Raw genomic sequence first — 15,117 nt, 5'->3', positions numbered from 1 at the left:
AGGGCTTGTTGTGGCGAGCGGGCTTGCCCCGCGTTGGGCTGCGAAGCAGCCCCAATACAGTCACTGCATTCTTCCAGTCCGAACTCCGTTGCAGGTTTTAGGGCCGCTTCGCGCCCCAACGCGGGGCAAGCCCGCTCGCCACAACAAGCTCGGCTGCCACAACAAGCCCGCTCGCCACATAAGCCCAGTCTCCACAATCAGCGTTGTTTCATGCGGTCGATGACCACGGCCAGCAGCAGGATCGAACCCCGGATCACATACTGATAGAACGTGTCGATGTTCTTCAGGTTCATCGCATTCTCGATGATTGCCAAAATCAACACTCCGGCGATTACATGGCGGATCATCCCTACCCCGCCACTCAACGAAACCCCGCCCAGCACGCACGCCGAAATCACTGTCAGCTCAAAGCCCTGGCCAATCATCGGCTGGCCGGAGGTCATGCGCGACGCCAATATCACCCCAGCCAACGCCCCGATCACCCCATGCACAGCGAAGATCAGGATCTTGGTGCGGTCCACGTTCACCCCCGCCAGCAACGCCGCTTCCGGGTTGCCGCCAATGGCCATGGTGTTGCGCCCGTAGGTGGTGTAGTTGAGCAGCCAGCCGAAGAACAGGAAGCACAAAATGGTGATCAGGATCGGCACCGGCACGCCAAACAACTGGCCGTTACCGAAGACAAAGAACTGATCCTGGGACACGCCCACCGCCTTGCCGTTGGCAAAGATGTACGCCAGGCCACGCACGATCTGCATGGTCGCCAGCGTGGTAATCAGCGCATTGACCCGCAGCTTGGCGATGACGATGCCGTTGATCAGCCCCACCATCAGGCCCATCAGCAGCGCCGCGCCAATGCCAAGCATGACGCTGTCGGTGTCGCGCATCACAATCGCCGCCACCACCCCGGCGCAGGCGATGACCGAGCCCACCGACAGGTCAAAATGCCCCGACGCCAGGCAGAACAGCATGGTGCAGGCAGCGATGCCCACGGTGGAAATCGCCAGGCCCAGCCCGCGCATGTTCAACGGTGAAAGGAAGTTGTCGATCAGCAAGGCGCACAGCAAAAAGATGCTCACGGCGGCCAGCAGCATCGCCCAGTTGTCCAGCAATGCGCGCAGGTCCAAGGGCTTGCGCGCGGTGGGCAGCACGTTGTGTTGAGGGGTCATAATCGTCTCTCAGTTCGCCAGGCTGCGCGGCAAGGCCAATTGCAGCAGGTTGGATTCAGTCGCGTGTTCGCGGATTTGTTCGCCGCGCAGCGCGCCTTCGCACAGCACCAGGATGCGGTCGCTGATGCCCATCACTTCCATGAGGTCGCTGGACACCACGATCACCGCAATGCCCTGAGCAGCGAGGTTATGGATGATCTGGTAGATCTCGGCCTTGGCGCCGATATCGATGCCACGGGTGGGTTCGTCGAGCAGCAAGACTTTCATCGGCATCGACAGCCAGCGGCCGAGAATGGCTTTTTGCTGGTTGCCGCCAGAGAGGTACATGATCTTTTGCGCCGCGTTGGGCGTCTTGACCTTCATGGCCTTGATCTGCTGGTCGGCGTTGCCCTTCTCCCAGCCGTCGCGCAGCAGCCAGCCAAACGTGGAATGAGCGCCCCGCGCGCTGATATTGATGTTCTCGGCGACGCTGGACAGCGGAATGATGCCCTCCTTCTTGCGGTCTTCCGGGCACAACAGCACGCCGGCCGCGATGGCGTCCCGTGGTGACTGCAAATGCAGCGGTTCACCACAGAGTTGCAGTTGCCCGACACTGGCTCGCTCCAGGCCACTGAGCAGGCGGAACAACTCCGTGCGCCCTGCCCCGACCAGCCCGAACAAGCCAAGAATCTCGCCCTTGCGCACGTTGAAACTGATCGGCTCACGCAGGCCAGGCCCCAACAGGCCGTCGACCTTGAGCGCCACCTCGCCGTGCTCACGCGGGCGGTAGTCGTAGATGTCCTGGATATCGCGGCCGACCATGCAGGTCACCAACTGGTCATGGGTCAGCGTGCTCATGTCCTCGAAGGTGCGCACATAACGGCCGTCCTTGAACACCGTCACCGCATTGCAGATACGGAACACTTCCTCCATGCGGTGCGACACGTAGAGCACCACTTTGCCCTCATCGCGCAGGCGCGCGATGATCGCCATCAAGCGGTCGATCTCCCGTGCGGAAAGGCTGCTGGTGGGCTCATCAAACGCAATCACATGGGCGCCACGGGACAGCGCTTTGGCGATTTCCACCAGTTGGCGCTGGCCCAGGGAAAGACGCCCGAGCTTCTCGGCAGGATCGATTTCATCCGCCAGGCCCTTCAGGCAAGCAAGGGCCTGCTCTCGCAGCAGCCCCCGGTTGACCACGCCGAACCTCGATGGCAAATGCCCGAGAAACAGGTTCTCGGCCACGCTCATTTCCGGCACCAGGTGCAGTTCCTGATGGATCACCGCCACGCCGCTGGCAATGCTGTCAGCAGCGTTTTTGAAGGCCATGACCTGCTCGCCGATCTGCAGCGTGCCGCTGTTGGGAATGTAGGCGCCGCCGAGGATCTTCAGCAGCGTCGACTTGCCCGCGCCGTTCTCGCCCATCAACGCGTGCACCTGCCCAGGGTGGGCGCTGAAGCTGATGCCATCCAGCGCCTTGACCCCCGGAAAGGTTTTGCCGATGCCGTCAAATCGCAAGGCGGCAGCAGTCATTGCCACAGCCCGATCTTGGTCAGCTCGGCTTGGAAGTTTTCACGGGTGATCAGGGTCACTTCGTCCATGGCCGTGTACTTCGGCGGCTCGGTGCCTTTTGTGACCCACTCGTACATCATCAGCGCGGTGTTATAGCCCTCGATGTGCGGGCTCGGCAGCATCGAACCGAAGAAGCCGCTGCTCGGTTTTTTCAGCTCGCCGATGGCGTCGGTGCCATTGATGCCGATGCCGATCACGTTGGCCGCCTTGAAGCCGGCGCTTTCAGTAGCGCGTACGCCGCCGAGCACGGTGTTGTCGTTCATGCCGCCGATGATCAGGTTTTTCGCGCCGCTGGGCAGTTTCACCAGGGCCGAGTTGGTGGCGTCCATGCTGCCTGGGACATCCAGGGTCTTGGCGGCCGTAAACAAGATGTGATCCTTGGGAATGCCGGCTTCTTCCAGGGATTTGACCGAGCCATCGGTGCGCTTCTTACCGGTGTCGAGCTCGTTGAAGGTGTTGATCACCGCATAGGTGTCCTTCCAGTCCCAGCCGCGTTTTTTCGCTTCGGCGGCCATGGCGGCGCCTTGCTTCTGGCCGACCTCGAAGGCCGCCATGCCCAGGTACGGCACGTCTTCCATGAAGTTGCCTTTGGCGTCGACGAAGCGGTCATCCACTGCAATGACTTTCAAGCCGTTGGCCTTGGCCTTGGCGACGATGGCCGGGCCGAGGGACACGTCCGGCGGGCAGATCACAAAGCCTTTGGCACCGTTGGCGGCCAGGCTGTCGATGGCCGAGAGGGTTTTCTCACCATCGGGCACAGCGATCTTGATCACGGTGAAGCCATGTTCCTTGCCGGCTTTCTCGGCAAAGGCCCACTCGGTCTGGAACCACGGTTCCTCAGCCTGTTTGACCAGGAAACCGATCTTCACTTCTTCAGCGGCCAGCAACAGCCCGCTCAAGCTCATGGCCGAGACCGCCACAGCGGCGCAGCACAGGGAACGCAAACCACGACGACGATTCATACGGGTGACTCCTTGTTGTTGTTTTTAAGTCTTGGGTTTATCCGGCAAAGCGGTGACAGGGTTTTCCAGGTACATCAACTTCGATGGCCAATACCGCACCATCCAGGGGGTGAGCCAAAGGGCTCGCGGCACTGGTGATATAGAGGGTGGTGAGATCCGGGCCACCAAACACGCAACTGGTGGGGCGGCTGACGGGCAGTTCGATGATGCGGTCTACTTCGCCGTCGGGCGTGAGGCGCAACAGGCAACTGCCGTCCCAGCGGGCGTTCCAGGTGTAACCGTCAACGTCCATGGCCGAGCCATCCGGCCCGCCGCGTTCGTGGGGGCCGAACCAGACTTGCGCGGGATCGAGCTGGCCGTCGGCTTGAATTTCATACCGGTACAGCGTGCCGTCCAGGCTGTCGCCAAAGTGCACGTGGCGGCCGTCGTCGCTCCACAGCAAGGTATTTGGAATGCCCAAGCCACTGAGCAACGGCGTGACCTGCGCATCAGCATCGATACGAAACAGGCCGCCGGAGCGTCGGGTGATGGGCAGATCTTCGCCCTGCTCGCCGATGTTGTTCTGCATGGTGCCTAGCCACAGGCGGCCCTGGGCATCGCAGCGCGCTTCATTGCCACGGTTGCCCGGTTGCGGGTCCGCGACGCACAGCAGGGTCAGGGCTTCGGTGGCCAGGTCGAGGCGATACACGCCGCTGCTCAAGGTCACCAGGGCATCGCCGCTTTCACACGGAATGAAGGCTGAGACATGCTCGGGCAATTGCCACACCTGCAATTGCCCGTCCATCAGGCGCAGCGCCTGTTTACCGGCGATATTGACCCAGTACAACGCCTGGGTCGGCGCGTCCCAGAACGGACCTTCGCCCAACTGCGCACGGTGCGGGGTAACGGCGATACACGACATGATGCCTCCTGGATTGTTGTTGTTCTCAGGTGCGCGTTACAGCGGGTCGCGAGATGGCGTGCCATCCACCAGCCGCTGGATACGCAACGGGTTGGCGTTTTTCAACGCGTCGGGCAGCAGGCTATCAGGGTAATTCTGGAAGCACACGGGGCGCAGGAAACGGTCGATGGCCAAGGTACCGACCGACGTGCCACGGGCATCCGACGTGGCCGGGTACGGCCCGCCGTGCACCATTGAATCGCAGACCTCCACACCGGTCGGGTAACCGTTGAGCAGGATGCGGCCGACCTTCTGTTCCAGCAGGGGCGTGAGTTCGGCGAACTGTTGCAGATCAGCCGGCTCGCCAATGATCGTGGCGGTGAGTTGGCCGTGTAGCCCCTGCAAGGCGGCGCTGAGCTGGGCCTGGTCGGCCAGTTCGACAAACACCGTGGTGGGGCCGAAGACTTCTTCCTGCAGCACTGCATCGCCGTCGATCAACAGGCTCGCATCGGCCTTGAACAACTGCGGTTGCGCCTGGCTGCCGGCCTGTTGGCGGCCCGCCAGGTGCTGGATGCCCGGATGTGCCAGGAGCTTTTCCAGGCCCTTGCCATAGCTGCCAAGGGTGCCGGCGTTGAGCATGGTCTGCGCCGGTTGGTCGCCGATCAATTGCGCGACTTGTTGGGTGAACGCGGTGAACTCAGGCGATGCGATGCCAATCACCAGGCCTGGGTTAGTGCAGAACTGGCCGCAACCCTGGACCACCGAGGCAGTCAGGTCACGTGCGACGCTTTCGGCACGCGCTTTCAACGCCTTGGGCAGCACGATCACCGGGTTGATGCTCGACATTTCGGCAAACACCGGGATCGGCTGCGGGCGCGCTGCCGCCATATCGCACAACGCACGACCGCCCTTGAGCGAGCCGGTAAAGCCCACCGCCTGGATCGCCGGGTGTTTGACAAGCGCTTCACCGACGCCACCGCCAAAAATCATATTGAACACACCGGCGGGCATCTCGGTGGTGTCGGCCGCGCGGATGATTGCATCGGCAACCCGCTCGGCCGTCGCCATGTGCCCGCTGTGGGCCTTGAACACCACCGGGCAGCCTGCCGCCAGCGCGGCGGCGGTGTCGCCGCCCGCAGTAGAAAACGCCAGGGGGAAGTTGCTTGCACCAAATACGGCTACCGGCCCCAGGCCGATGCGGTATTGACGCAAATCCGGGCGCGGCATCGGCTGGCGATCTGGCAAAGCCTTGTCGATGCGCGCGCCGTAGAAATCACCGCGACGCAATACGCTGGCGAACAGGCGCATCTGGCCGCTGGTACGCCCGCGCTCGCCCTTGATGCGTGCGGCGGGCAAGGCGGTTTCGCGACAGACCAGCTCGACAAAGTCATCCCCCAACGCATCCAGTTCATCGGCAATCGCATCGAGGAACTGCGCACGGCGCGCCGCGCTCAACGCTCGGTACGCAGGGTAAGCCTGCGCGGCGGCCTTGGCGGCGGCGTCGACTTCTTCCGGAGTAGCCTGGTAGAAATCCTGCGGTAGGGCTTCGCCAGTGGCGGCATCGACGCTTTGCAGTTTAACGCTGCCGTTGGCGCTGCGCTGGCCGCCGATGTAGTTGTGGCCAAGTGACTGGGTCATGAAAATCTCCTTTAAAGGGTGATGACGTGGCCGGGCTCGAATGCCGCATCGCTGCTGCCGACGCTATTGACCAGCGGCGCGCCGAACTCGGCCTGGCTGATCTCGAACACATCGCCAGCCTGGGTACGTATACCGTCAGCGAATGACAGGGTCGCGGTGCCGAAGAAGTGGACGTGCACATCGCCCGGCGTGAGGAACTGACGGTACTTGAAGTGGTGGTACTCGAGGTTTTCCAGGCTGTGGCACATATTGGCCTCGCCGCTGAGGAATTCGTTCTGCCAGATGACTTCGCCGTCGCGCAGAATGCGGCTGGTGCCCGCCAGGTGTTGGGGCAACTCGCCCACGCGCAACTCGGGGCCATAGCTGCAACTGCGCAGTTTGGAATGGGCCAGGTACAGGTAGTTCTTGCGCTCCATGACATGGTCGGAGAACTCGTTGCCCACCGCGAAACCAACGCGATAGGGCTGGCTGTCCGGGCCGATGACGTAGAGGCCGCCGATCTCGGGCTCTTCCCCCGCATCCTCCGCGAAAGGCGGCGACGGGAAGGCAGCGCCGGGGCGCACCACAATGCTGCCGTCGCCCTTGTAGAACCACTCCGGCTGCACGCCTGCCTGACCGGATTCCGGCTTGCCGCCCTCCACGCCCCATTTGAAGATGCGCATGGTGTCGGTCAGTGCGGTGTCATCACCGGCCTGATGCATCTTGTCCCGCGCCGAGGCGCTGCCCAGGTGGGTCAGGCCGGTACCGCTGATCAGCATGTGGGCCGGGTCCGGGTGGTCCAACGGCGGCAGGATTTTCAGGTCGGCCAGCAAAGTGGCGTAATCGTAGCTGTCGCCCAAGCCCAGGCTGTCCACCTGTTGCGCCAGGCCGACACCGGCGTCTATCGCAGCCAGGGCCAGTTCGCGCACTGTGCGGGCGCTGTTGACCTCACGCACTTTACTGCCTTCCACCACGCCAACCCGGCGGTCCCCGTTACGTAATTCAAACTGAACCAAACGCATGTCATTTCTCCTGAATCAAGTACGTGTAGCGCCACGGGCACTGGCGGCGAATTGGTCGGCAGGCAACACGTGCCGGCGTTCGAGCAGGCGATAGACCACCCCCGTCAGCAGCAAGCCAAACACCATCACTGCGGACAAGAAGTACAAGCCCGACGCCAGGTTGCCGGTGTATTCCTTGAGCGCGCCGATCACGAACGGGCCGATATAGCCGCCGAGGTTGCCCACCGAGTTGATCAACGCGATGCCCGCCGCCGCACTGGCGCCGGCAAAGAACCGTCCCGGCAAGGTCCAGAACACCGCCGTGCAGGAAAACATCGCGAACGCCGCCAGGCACAACGCGGCCATTTGCAGCACCGGCACGCTGAGCCAGGCGCTGCAGAACAGGCCGATGGCGCCCAGCACGTAAAGCACGGCGAGATGGCCGTAGCGATCATTCAAACGGTCGGAACTGCGCGGGATGATCAGCAGGCCGATGATGCCGAAGATGTACGGCACGGCAGATATGAAACCGGTGGTGAGGTCACTGCCGCCGAATTGCTTGATCAAGGTCGGCAGCCACAGGCCCAGGCCATAAATGCTCAGGGTCACCGGCAGGTAGAACAGCGCCAGCAACAGCACGCGCTTGTCTTTCAAGGCATGCAGCGGGTTGCCGTGGCGGGTCTGGCCGTAGGCTTGCAGGTCTTTGGCGAGTTCGCCGGTCAGCCAGGCTTTTTCATCCTCGCTCATCCAGTTGACCTGCTTGGGGCCGTCCGGCAGGTAGCGCAGTACCGGCCAGGTCAGCAGGATCGCCGGCGTGCCGATGACGATAAACAGCCACTGCCAGCCATGCAGGCCAAGGATGCCGTCCATGCCCAACAAACCACCGGACACCGGCCCGGTGATCATCATCGCGATGGGCTGGGACAGGATAAACAGCCCGAGGATCTTGCCGCGATGGCGCACCGGGAACCACTGGGTGATGTAGTACAGAACGCCCGGAAAGAACCCCGCCTCCGCCGCGCCGAGCAAAAAGCGCATCACGTAAAAGCTGTGCGGCCCCTGCACGAAGGCCATGCCGATGGTGATGGCGCCCCAGGTGATCATGATCCGCGCAAACCAGCGCCGGGCGCCGAAGCGATCAAGCATCAGGTTGCTGGGGATCTCAAAGAGGAAATAGCCGATGAAGAACAACCCTGCACCCAAGCCGTAGGCGGCGTCGCCAATGCCGACGTCGGCGCCCATGTGCAACTTGGCGAAGCCCACGGCGGAGCGGTCCACGTAGGCGATCAGGTACAGCAGGATCAGGAAGGGAATCAGTTTCAGCGTGATGCGCCGAATAAGCCGCAGTTCCTGGCTCATGGGGTCGATCTCCGATTGTTGTTTTTATAGAAGCTCGGGGGACGCCTCTCGCGAAAATCCGCCAGGGCCATACCTCAGTTGAAGCCGACTATATAGTATGACTATTTGCAAAACAACTCTTCCAAAGCAGGGTTTTTACGCTTATGTTTAAGCAAGCACAGCACATATAGTCATACAATAAGAGAATCGATCATGTCTGATAAAAAGCCCGGCCTACGCTCCGCCCAGTGGTTTGGTACTGCCGACAAGAACGGCTTCATGTACCGCAGCTGGATGAAGAACCAGGGCATCGCCGACCATCAGTTCCATGGCAAACCGATCATCGGCATCTGCAACACCTGGTCGGAGCTGACCCCGTGCAACGCGCATTTCCGCCAGATCGCCGAGCACGTCAAACGCGGCGTGATCGAGGCCGGTGGCTTCCCGGTTGAATTCCCGGTGTTCTCCAATGGCGAATCGAACCTGCGCCCCACCGCCATGCTCACGCGCAACCTGGCGAGCATGGACGTGGAAGAAGCGATTCGCGGCAACCCGATTGACGGCGTGGTGCTGCTGACCGGCTGCGACAAGACCACCCCCGCCCTGCTGATGGGCGCCGCCAGCTGCGACGTGCCGGCCATCGTGGTCACCGGCGGGCCGATGCTCAACGGCAAGCACAAGGGCCAGGACATTGGCTCGGGCACGGTGGTGTGGCAGCTCAGCGAGCAGGTGAAAGCTGGCACGATTACCCTGGATGATTTCCTGGCGGCCGAAGGCGGCATGTCGCGCTCGGCCGGCACCTGCAACACCATGGGCACCGCGTCGACCATGGCCTGCATGGCCGAGGCACTGGGCACCTCGCTGCCGCACAACGCGGCGATTCCGGCGGTGGATGCACGGCGTTATGTGCTGGCGCATATGTCCGGCATGCGCGCGGTGGAGATGGTGCGCGAAGATTTGAAGCTGTCGAAGATCCTCACTAAAGAAGCGTTTGAAAACGCGATCCGCGTGAATGCCGCCATTGGTGGCTCGACAAACGCGGTGATCCATCTCAAGGCCATCGCCGGGCGCATTGGCGTCGAACTCGATCTGGACGATTGGACCCGCATGGGCCGTGGCATGCCGACCATCGTCGACTTGCAGCCATCGGGGCGTTTCCTGATGGAAGAGTTCTACTATGCAGGCGGCCTACCCGCTGTTTTGCGTCGCCTCGGTGAAGCCAACCTGATTCCCCATCCGAATGCCCTGACCGTGAACGGCAAGTCCCTCGGCGAGAACACCCAGGACTCGCCGATCTACGGCCAGGACGAAGTGATCCGCACCCTCGACAACCCGATCCGCGCCGACGGCGGTATCTGCGTGCTGCGCGGCAACCTGGCGCCTCTCGGTGCAGTCCTCAAGCCGTCCGCCGCCAGCCCTGAACTGATGCAGCACCGAGGCCGCGCCGTGGTGTTCGAGAACTTCGACATGTACAAGGCACGTATCAACGACCCGGAGCTGGACGTCGACGCCAACTCGATCCTGGTCATGAAAAACTGCGGGCCCAAGGGTTACCCAGGCATGGCCGAAGTCGGCAACATGGGCTTGCCCGCCAAGCTATTGGCCCAAGGCGTGACCGACATGGTGCGGATCTCCGACGCGCGCATGAGCGGCACGGCCTACGGCACGGTGGTGTTGCACGTGGCGCCGGAGGCGGCGGCCGGCGGTCCGTTGGCCACGGTCAAGGAAGGTGACTGGATCGAACTGGACTGCGCCAACGGCCGTCTGCACCTGGACATCCCCGACGCAGAGCTGGCGGCCCGCATGGCCGACCTGGCGCCACCCGAGAAGCTGATCGTCGGTGGCTATCGCCAGCTGTATATCGACCATGTGCTGCAGGCCGACCAGGGCTGCGACTTTGACTTCCTGGTGGGTTGCCGCGGGGCGGAAGTCCCAAGGCATTCCCACTAATTGGGATGCTATGATGCGGCGAATTCAAGCCAGAGCCTCCCTGTAGACATGGATCACCAGCCGTCCAAGCCGCGCAAGAGCCAGCATGCCCAGATCGTCCAGGATTTGGGCATGCACATCGTTTCCGGTCGCTTCAAGCCCGAAGAACGCTTGCCCATGGAGGCCACGCTCTGCGAGGAGTACAAGGTCAGCCGCTCGGTGTTGCGTGAAGCGACCCGCGTGCTCAGCGCCAAGGGCCTGGTGTATTCCAAGCCACGGGTGGGCGCGGTGGTGCGGCCACGCTTGAAATGGCACCTGCTCGACCCGGACGTGCTGTCCTGGTTGATGCAATCCACGCCACACAGCGAGTTCTTCAACACCCTGGCCGGCGTGCGGCGCATCCTCGAACCGGAAATCGCCGCCATGGCCGCGACCACCGCCACCGACGAAGACATCGCCACCATCGAGCAAGCCTACCTGGGCATGGAAACCGCGCAGACCCACGAACAGCTGCTGCAGGCTGACCTGGACTTCCACCGCGCGATTGCCGACGCCACCCGCAATGACCTGCTGGCCTACATGTGCAACATGCTGTCGCTGCCGTTGCGCGAGTCGATCAACATCACCAACCGCCGCCCGGACATCCAGGGCCTGAGCCTGCCCCGGCACAAGGCGATCCTCACTGCCATTCAGAACCGCGATGCCCTGGGCGCACGGCACGCGTCGCTGGTGCAACTGGATGACACGCGGGTGGCGTTGGACACCGTGATGAATGTGCTCACGCCACTTTGACATTCAGGCCGACAACCACGCTTTATCAGGTGCAAACTGATTCAAATGTGGGCGCGTGCCGGCCCATAAAACCAGGTTGCACGGTTACTCCAGCTCAATGGGCATGGCAAACGTGCGCTTGTTGTTTTGCATGGCGACAAAGGTCTTGAACTGTTTGATGTTGCCGAAAAAGAACAGCTCACGGGTCAGTTGCTCGTATTCGCTCATGTCCTTCACATTCATCACCAGCAAAAAATCAAAATCACCGGTCACGTAGTACACCTGCTGCACCTGCGGGCAGCCCACGAAACGCCGCTTGATCTCGTCCAGCAGGTCCAGGCGTTCATTTTCCAGCTTCACTTCAACGATCACCGTGATCGGCCGCCCCACGGCCGTGGGGTCGACGATGCTCACGTTCTGGCTGATCACCCCGGCTTTCTCCAGCGCGACGATACGTCGGTTCACCGCCGACGGTGACAGGTTGACCAACTCTGCCAGTTCGCGCTGGGACAGCCGGTTGTTCTCCTGCAGAACACTGAGGATCTTCCTGTCGTAAGCATCCAACTGCATAGGGCATTCCTCGGTGAAGGGCGCAAAACGCCGGTTGACGCAGATTCGTTGCGCCAGCCACCGAGAATCTAGCAACTTCCCACGCCAACCACGCAACAAAATGCCAAAACGCAAGAATGGTGCATTTACGCCGTGCATTTTCGGCCAATCGTGCGCAAGGCAGGCCTTAGCATCATCTGCACCGCAAAAAACAATAAGAAAGGAGACCACATGCCCCCCTCCCTTTGTGCTCGCCACTGCCCTTCGCCTTTTCACTGGGAATCCTTCATGAAACTTGATCAGCAGCAAAACCGGCACAACTTCGTCTCCACGGCACAGCGTTATCTCACCCTTGGCGCGGCAGCACTGCTGCTGGGCACAAGCCTGGGTGTCCAGGCAGCGACGCTGGAGCAAATCGAGGCGAAGGGCGTATTGAGCGTCGCCACCGAAGACAGCTACTACCCTTTCGAATTCATCAAGGACGGCGAATCCGACGGCTTTCATAAAGACGTGATCGCCGAACTGCGCAAGTACGCGCCGTTCAAGGTCAACCAGGACATCATGCCCTGGACCGGCCTGCTGGCCGGGATCACCTCGGGCAAATACGACGGCGCCATCACCGGCGCCGGCGTGACCGAAGAGCGCCTGGGCGCCTTCGACTTCGTGGCGCCGGTGGCCCCCGAGGTGTCCTACTACATCAAACGCGCGGATGACGGGCGCATCAAGGGCCTCGCCAACTTGTCCGGCCTGACCGTGGGCGTACAGGCCGGCGGTGCGCAACTGGCGCGCCTGACCCAGCTCGACGCCAAGCTCAAGTCCCTCGGCGGCTCATTGGGCAAGGTCGTGCAGTACCAATCCTATCCGGAAGCCTACGCCGACCTGGCCAACGGCCGTCTGGACTACGTGGTCAACTCCATCGTGCCGGCCAATATGCTGGTCAAGGAACGCCCCAAGGTCTTCGCTGTGGGTGAGCCCACCTCGGGCATGGGCTTCATTGCCTGGCCCGTGGCAAAAGGCAACACCGCGCTATTGGAGTACCTGAGCGGTTTCGTCAATCACTTGCGCGACACCGGCAAGTTGGCCGAACTGCAGAAGAAATGGCTGGGCCAAGCCTTCGACAACCTGCCACGCGAGCCGATCACCTCGGTCGAACAGTTCAAGCAGTTGACCGCGCAGTAGATCGCACGGCGTCTATCACCCGCGTTGATCCGGCCCGCTGGCGGCCGGGCAACGCGCTCGATCCAAGGAATTCATGATGACTGGCAGTGACTGGCTCACGCTCCTTCATGCCGCCTGGACGACGATCTGGATATCCGGCATCTCCATCCTGTTGGGGGTGGTGCTGGGCTTGGTTGTCGCGATGCTCCGGGCCGCGAAGATCCCGCTTCTCAGCCCCTTATTGGCGCTGTATGTCAGCCTGATCCGGGCCACGCCCATGGTCACGCTGGTGCTGTTCCTGTTTGTGATCGCCCCGTCCATCGGCTGGGAGATCGACCCACGCATCGTCGCCATCGGTGCCATGACCCTCAACACCACCGCCTTCAATGCGGAAATCTGGCGCGGCGCGCTCAACAGTTTTTCCCGCGAACAAGTGGAAGCGGCCAACGCGGCCGGCATGACCACCGGCCTGACCCTGCGCCGGATCATGTTGCCGCAGATGATGACCACCAGCCTGCCCGGCCTGGTCAACGAGATGTCTTTGCTGGTCAAGAGCAGCCCGGCCATCGCGATGATCGGCATCGTCGACCTGACCCGCGTGACCAACCGCATCGCTGCCGTCACGTACGACCCGCTGCCACCGATCCTCGCCGCCGGGGTGTTCTACATCCTGATCATCGGCGCCCTGGTGCGCTTTCAACGAATCGCTGATGCGCGTGCCAAGCGCCTGGCCATGTAGGAGGCCCCATGAACGGTTTGACCATGTTGTGGGACAACGCCGCGCTGTTTGCCACCGGTTTGCAGAACACCCTGTTGCTGTTTTGCGTGTCGGCGGTGTGTGCCTTCGGGCTGGCATGCGGCATTGCGTTTTTGCTCGAAGGTCGGCAGAACCTCCCACGCAGGCTGTTGCGCGGCCTGCTGGACCTGATGCGCATGCTGCCCTTCCTGATCTTTTTGTACCTGCTGTATTACGGGCTGCCCAATGCGGGAGTCCGCCTGGACGTGTGGACCGCTGGCTTTATCGCGCTGATCACCTACCACGGCGCTTACTTCGCCGAGATCCTGCGTGCCGCCCGCATCGCATTGCCTGCCGGCCAGGCGGAAGCCGCGTGGGCCCATGGGTTTATCAACGCAACGATGTACTGGCGGATCCTGCTGCCGCAGATGGTCATGCGCTCGGGCCCGCTGTTCGGCAACCAACTGGTGTGTGTGCTCAAGGACACGGCGTTTCTCTCGATCATCACGTTGATGGACCTGACCGCCGCCGCGTCCGCTGTTCAAGCCAAATATTTCGTACCCCTGCCGCCGTTCATTCTGGTGATCGCGCTGTACTGGTCGATCACGCTCATCGTCGAAGCGCTGCTGCAGCGCCTGGCGCGGCGCGCGCAAAAAAGAGGATTGGTCCATGAATAAATCAGCGCCCGTCGTGGAAATCCGCGACCTGCACAAACATTTTGGCGGCATCGAAGTGCTGCGTGGTATCAACCTGACCGTCGAGCGCGGGCAGACCGTCAGCATCCTGGGCTCCTCCGGCTCCGGCAAGTCGACCATGCTGCGCTGCATCAACTGGCTGGAAGTGCCGGATGCCGGCGAGATCTACCTGGGCGGCGACCGCATGGGCCTCAAGCCCGACAGCCTCAAGCCCATGTCCAACCGCGAACTGGCCGCCATGCGCGCACGCACCGCGATGGTGTTCCAGGGTTTCAACTTGTGGCCGCATTTGACGGTGCTGCAAAACGTGACCGAGGCGCCGATCCATGTCATGGGGGTCAACCGCAAAGAGGCCAACGAACAGGCAGCGGCACTGCTGGACAAGGTCGGGCTGTCGCATAAACACGATGCCTATCCCTGGTCGCTGTCCGGCGGGCAACGCCAGCGCGTGGCGATCGCCCGTGCGCTGGCGATGAACCCTGAGGTGATCCTGTTCGACGAACCCACCTCGGCCCTCGACCCGGAACTGGTCGGCGAGGTGCTGGCCGTGATGCGTGCGCTGGCCGAAGACGGCTTCACCATGGTGATTGTCACCCACGAAATGGAGTTCGCCCGCGCGGTTTCCAATGAGGTGGTGTTTATCGACAAGGGCCTGGTGGTGGAACGCGCTGCGCCCGAAAAATTCTTCACCCATTCGGACAGCGAGCGGGTCCGCCAGTTTTTGGGCCGCTACCGCACCGCGACCGCCTAAGCCTGCCACTTCC

The 15,117-nt window shown here is 62.1% G+C and carries 14 protein-coding genes; 6 read left to right on the top strand and 8 right to left on the bottom strand.

Annotation, left to right across the window (positions count from 1 at the left end; all coding sequences use genetic code 11):
* Positions 1–197: 197 nt before the first annotated feature.
* The 7 genes from araH to H096_RS31620 are packed head-to-tail and all read right to left on the bottom strand — an operon-like array spanning position 198 to position 8,536.
* On the bottom strand, positions 198–1,166 hold the full coding sequence (gene araH, locus H096_RS31650) for an L-arabinose ABC transporter permease AraH (protein ID WP_033903156.1): 969 nt from the start codon (positions 1,164–1,166) through the stop codon (positions 198–200).
* 9 nt (positions 1,167–1,175) lie between these two features.
* Positions 1,176–2,678: an L-arabinose ABC transporter ATP-binding protein AraG gene (gene araG, locus H096_RS31645; protein WP_033903155.1), complete on the bottom strand. Its 1,503-nt coding sequence runs from the start codon at positions 2,676–2,678 to the stop codon at positions 1,176–1,178.
* Positions 2,675–3,679 (bottom strand): substrate-binding domain-containing protein, encoded by a 1,005-nt coding sequence (locus H096_RS31640; protein WP_016976497.1) that lies wholly within the window; start codon positions 3,677–3,679, stop codon positions 2,675–2,677. The genes araG and H096_RS31640 overlap by 4 nt, the downstream gene beginning before the upstream one ends.
* A gap of 37 nt (positions 3,680–3,716) precedes the next feature.
* Entirely contained in the window at positions 3,717–4,580 is an 864-nt protein-coding gene (locus H096_RS31635; protein WP_033903154.1) for an SMP-30/gluconolactonase/LRE family protein, read from the bottom strand.
* Between the two features lie 36 nt (positions 4,581–4,616).
* Entirely contained in the window at positions 4,617–6,197 is a 1,581-nt protein-coding gene (locus H096_RS31630; RefSeq protein ID WP_033903153.1) for an aldehyde dehydrogenase (NADP(+)), read from the bottom strand.
* An 11-nt stretch (positions 6,198–6,208) separates the two neighbouring features.
* Positions 6,209–7,198: an AraD1 family protein gene (gene araD1, locus H096_RS31625; RefSeq protein ID WP_033903152.1), complete on the bottom strand. Its 990-nt coding sequence runs from the start codon at positions 7,196–7,198 to the stop codon at positions 6,209–6,211.
* A 15-nt stretch (positions 7,199–7,213) separates the two neighbouring features.
* Positions 7,214–8,536: an MFS transporter gene (locus H096_RS31620; protein WP_033903151.1), complete on the bottom strand. Its 1,323-nt coding sequence runs from the start codon at positions 8,534–8,536 to the stop codon at positions 7,214–7,216.
* 192 nt (positions 8,537–8,728) lie between these two features.
* Here H096_RS31620 and H096_RS31615 point away from each other — a divergent pair, with 192 nt between their 5' ends.
* Positions 8,729–10,465: an IlvD/Edd family dehydratase gene (locus H096_RS31615; protein ID WP_033903150.1), complete on the top strand. Its 1,737-nt coding sequence runs from the start codon at positions 8,729–8,731 to the stop codon at positions 10,463–10,465.
* Positions 10,466–10,513: 48 nt separating this feature from the next.
* Entirely contained in the window at positions 10,514–11,236 is a 723-nt protein-coding gene (locus H096_RS31610; protein WP_010211221.1) for a FadR/GntR family transcriptional regulator, read from the top strand.
* 84 nt (positions 11,237–11,320) lie between these two features.
* Here H096_RS31610 and H096_RS31605 read toward each other — a convergent pair whose 3' ends face one another.
* Entirely contained in the window at positions 11,321–11,785 is a 465-nt protein-coding gene (locus tag H096_RS31605) for an Lrp/AsnC family transcriptional regulator (RefSeq protein WP_033903149.1), read from the bottom strand.
* Between the two features lie 267 nt (positions 11,786–12,052).
* On the opposite strand from H096_RS31605, the gene H096_RS31600 reads away from it, so the two are divergent.
* From H096_RS31600 to H096_RS31585, 4 genes are all read left to right on the top strand, one after another.
* Positions 12,053–12,943 (top strand): transporter substrate-binding domain-containing protein, encoded by an 891-nt coding sequence (locus tag H096_RS31600; RefSeq protein ID WP_033903148.1) that lies wholly within the window; start codon positions 12,053–12,055, stop codon positions 12,941–12,943.
* Positions 12,944–13,019: 76 nt separating this feature from the next.
* Positions 13,020–13,661: an amino acid ABC transporter permease gene (locus tag H096_RS31595; protein WP_033903147.1), complete on the top strand. Its 642-nt coding sequence runs from the start codon at positions 13,020–13,022 to the stop codon at positions 13,659–13,661.
* Between the two features lie 8 nt (positions 13,662–13,669).
* Positions 13,670–14,335 carry an ABC transporter permease subunit gene (locus H096_RS31590; RefSeq protein ID WP_033903146.1) on the top strand — a complete coding sequence of 222 codons (666 nt, stop codon included), beginning with the start codon at positions 13,670–13,672 and terminating at the stop codon, positions 14,333–14,335.
* Positions 14,328–15,104 (top strand): amino acid ABC transporter ATP-binding protein, encoded by a 777-nt coding sequence (locus tag H096_RS31585; protein WP_033903145.1) that lies wholly within the window; start codon positions 14,328–14,330, stop codon positions 15,102–15,104. Before H096_RS31590 ends, H096_RS31585 begins: the two co-directional genes overlap by 8 nt.
* The last annotated feature ends 13 nt before the right edge of the window (positions 15,105–15,117 follow it).

Origin of the sequence: Pseudomonas sp. FH1 (assembly GCF_000510895.2) — a bacterium.
GTDB lineage: Bacteria > Pseudomonadota > Gammaproteobacteria > Pseudomonadales > Pseudomonadaceae > Aquipseudomonas > Aquipseudomonas azotoformans_A.
The sequence above is the reverse complement of the archived record's forward strand: the minus strand, read 5'-3'. Positions and strand labels throughout refer to the sequence as shown.

Coding starts and splice junctions, on each gene's coding strand:
- H096_RS31590 (WP_033903146.1), top strand. CDS start 13,670: ATGAACGGTTTGACCATGTTGTGGGACAACGCCGCGCTGTTTGCCACC.
- araD1 (WP_033903152.1), bottom strand. CDS start 7,198: ATGCGTTTGGTTCAGTTTGAATTACGTAACGGGGACCGCCGGGTTGGC.
- araH (WP_033903156.1), bottom strand. CDS start 1,166: ATGACCCCTCAACACAACGTGCTGCCCACCGCGCGCAAGCCCTTGGAC.
- H096_RS31630 (WP_033903153.1), bottom strand. CDS start 6,197: ATGACCCAGTCACTTGGCCACAACTACATCGGCGGCCAGCGCAGCGCC.
- H096_RS31595 (WP_033903147.1), top strand. CDS start 13,020: ATGACTGGCAGTGACTGGCTCACGCTCCTTCATGCCGCCTGGACGACG.
- H096_RS31610 (WP_010211221.1), top strand. CDS start 10,514: ATGGATCACCAGCCGTCCAAGCCGCGCAAGAGCCAGCATGCCCAGATC.
- H096_RS31605 (WP_033903149.1), bottom strand. CDS start 11,785: ATGCAGTTGGATGCTTACGACAGGAAGATCCTCAGTGTTCTGCAGGAG.
- H096_RS31585 (WP_033903145.1), top strand. CDS start 14,328: ATGAATAAATCAGCGCCCGTCGTGGAAATCCGCGACCTGCACAAACAT.
- H096_RS31600 (WP_033903148.1), top strand. CDS start 12,053: ATGAAACTTGATCAGCAGCAAAACCGGCACAACTTCGTCTCCACGGCA.
- H096_RS31640 (WP_016976497.1), bottom strand. CDS start 3,679: ATGAATCGTCGTCGTGGTTTGCGTTCCCTGTGCTGCGCCGCTGTGGCG.
- H096_RS31635 (WP_033903154.1), bottom strand. CDS start 4,580: ATGTCGTGTATCGCCGTTACCCCGCACCGTGCGCAGTTGGGCGAAGGT.
- araG (WP_033903155.1), bottom strand. CDS start 2,678: ATGACTGCTGCCGCCTTGCGATTTGACGGCATCGGCAAAACCTTTCCG.
- H096_RS31615 (WP_033903150.1), top strand. CDS start 8,729: ATGTCTGATAAAAAGCCCGGCCTACGCTCCGCCCAGTGGTTTGGTACT.
- H096_RS31620 (WP_033903151.1), bottom strand. CDS start 8,536: ATGAGCCAGGAACTGCGGCTTATTCGGCGCATCACGCTGAAACTGATT.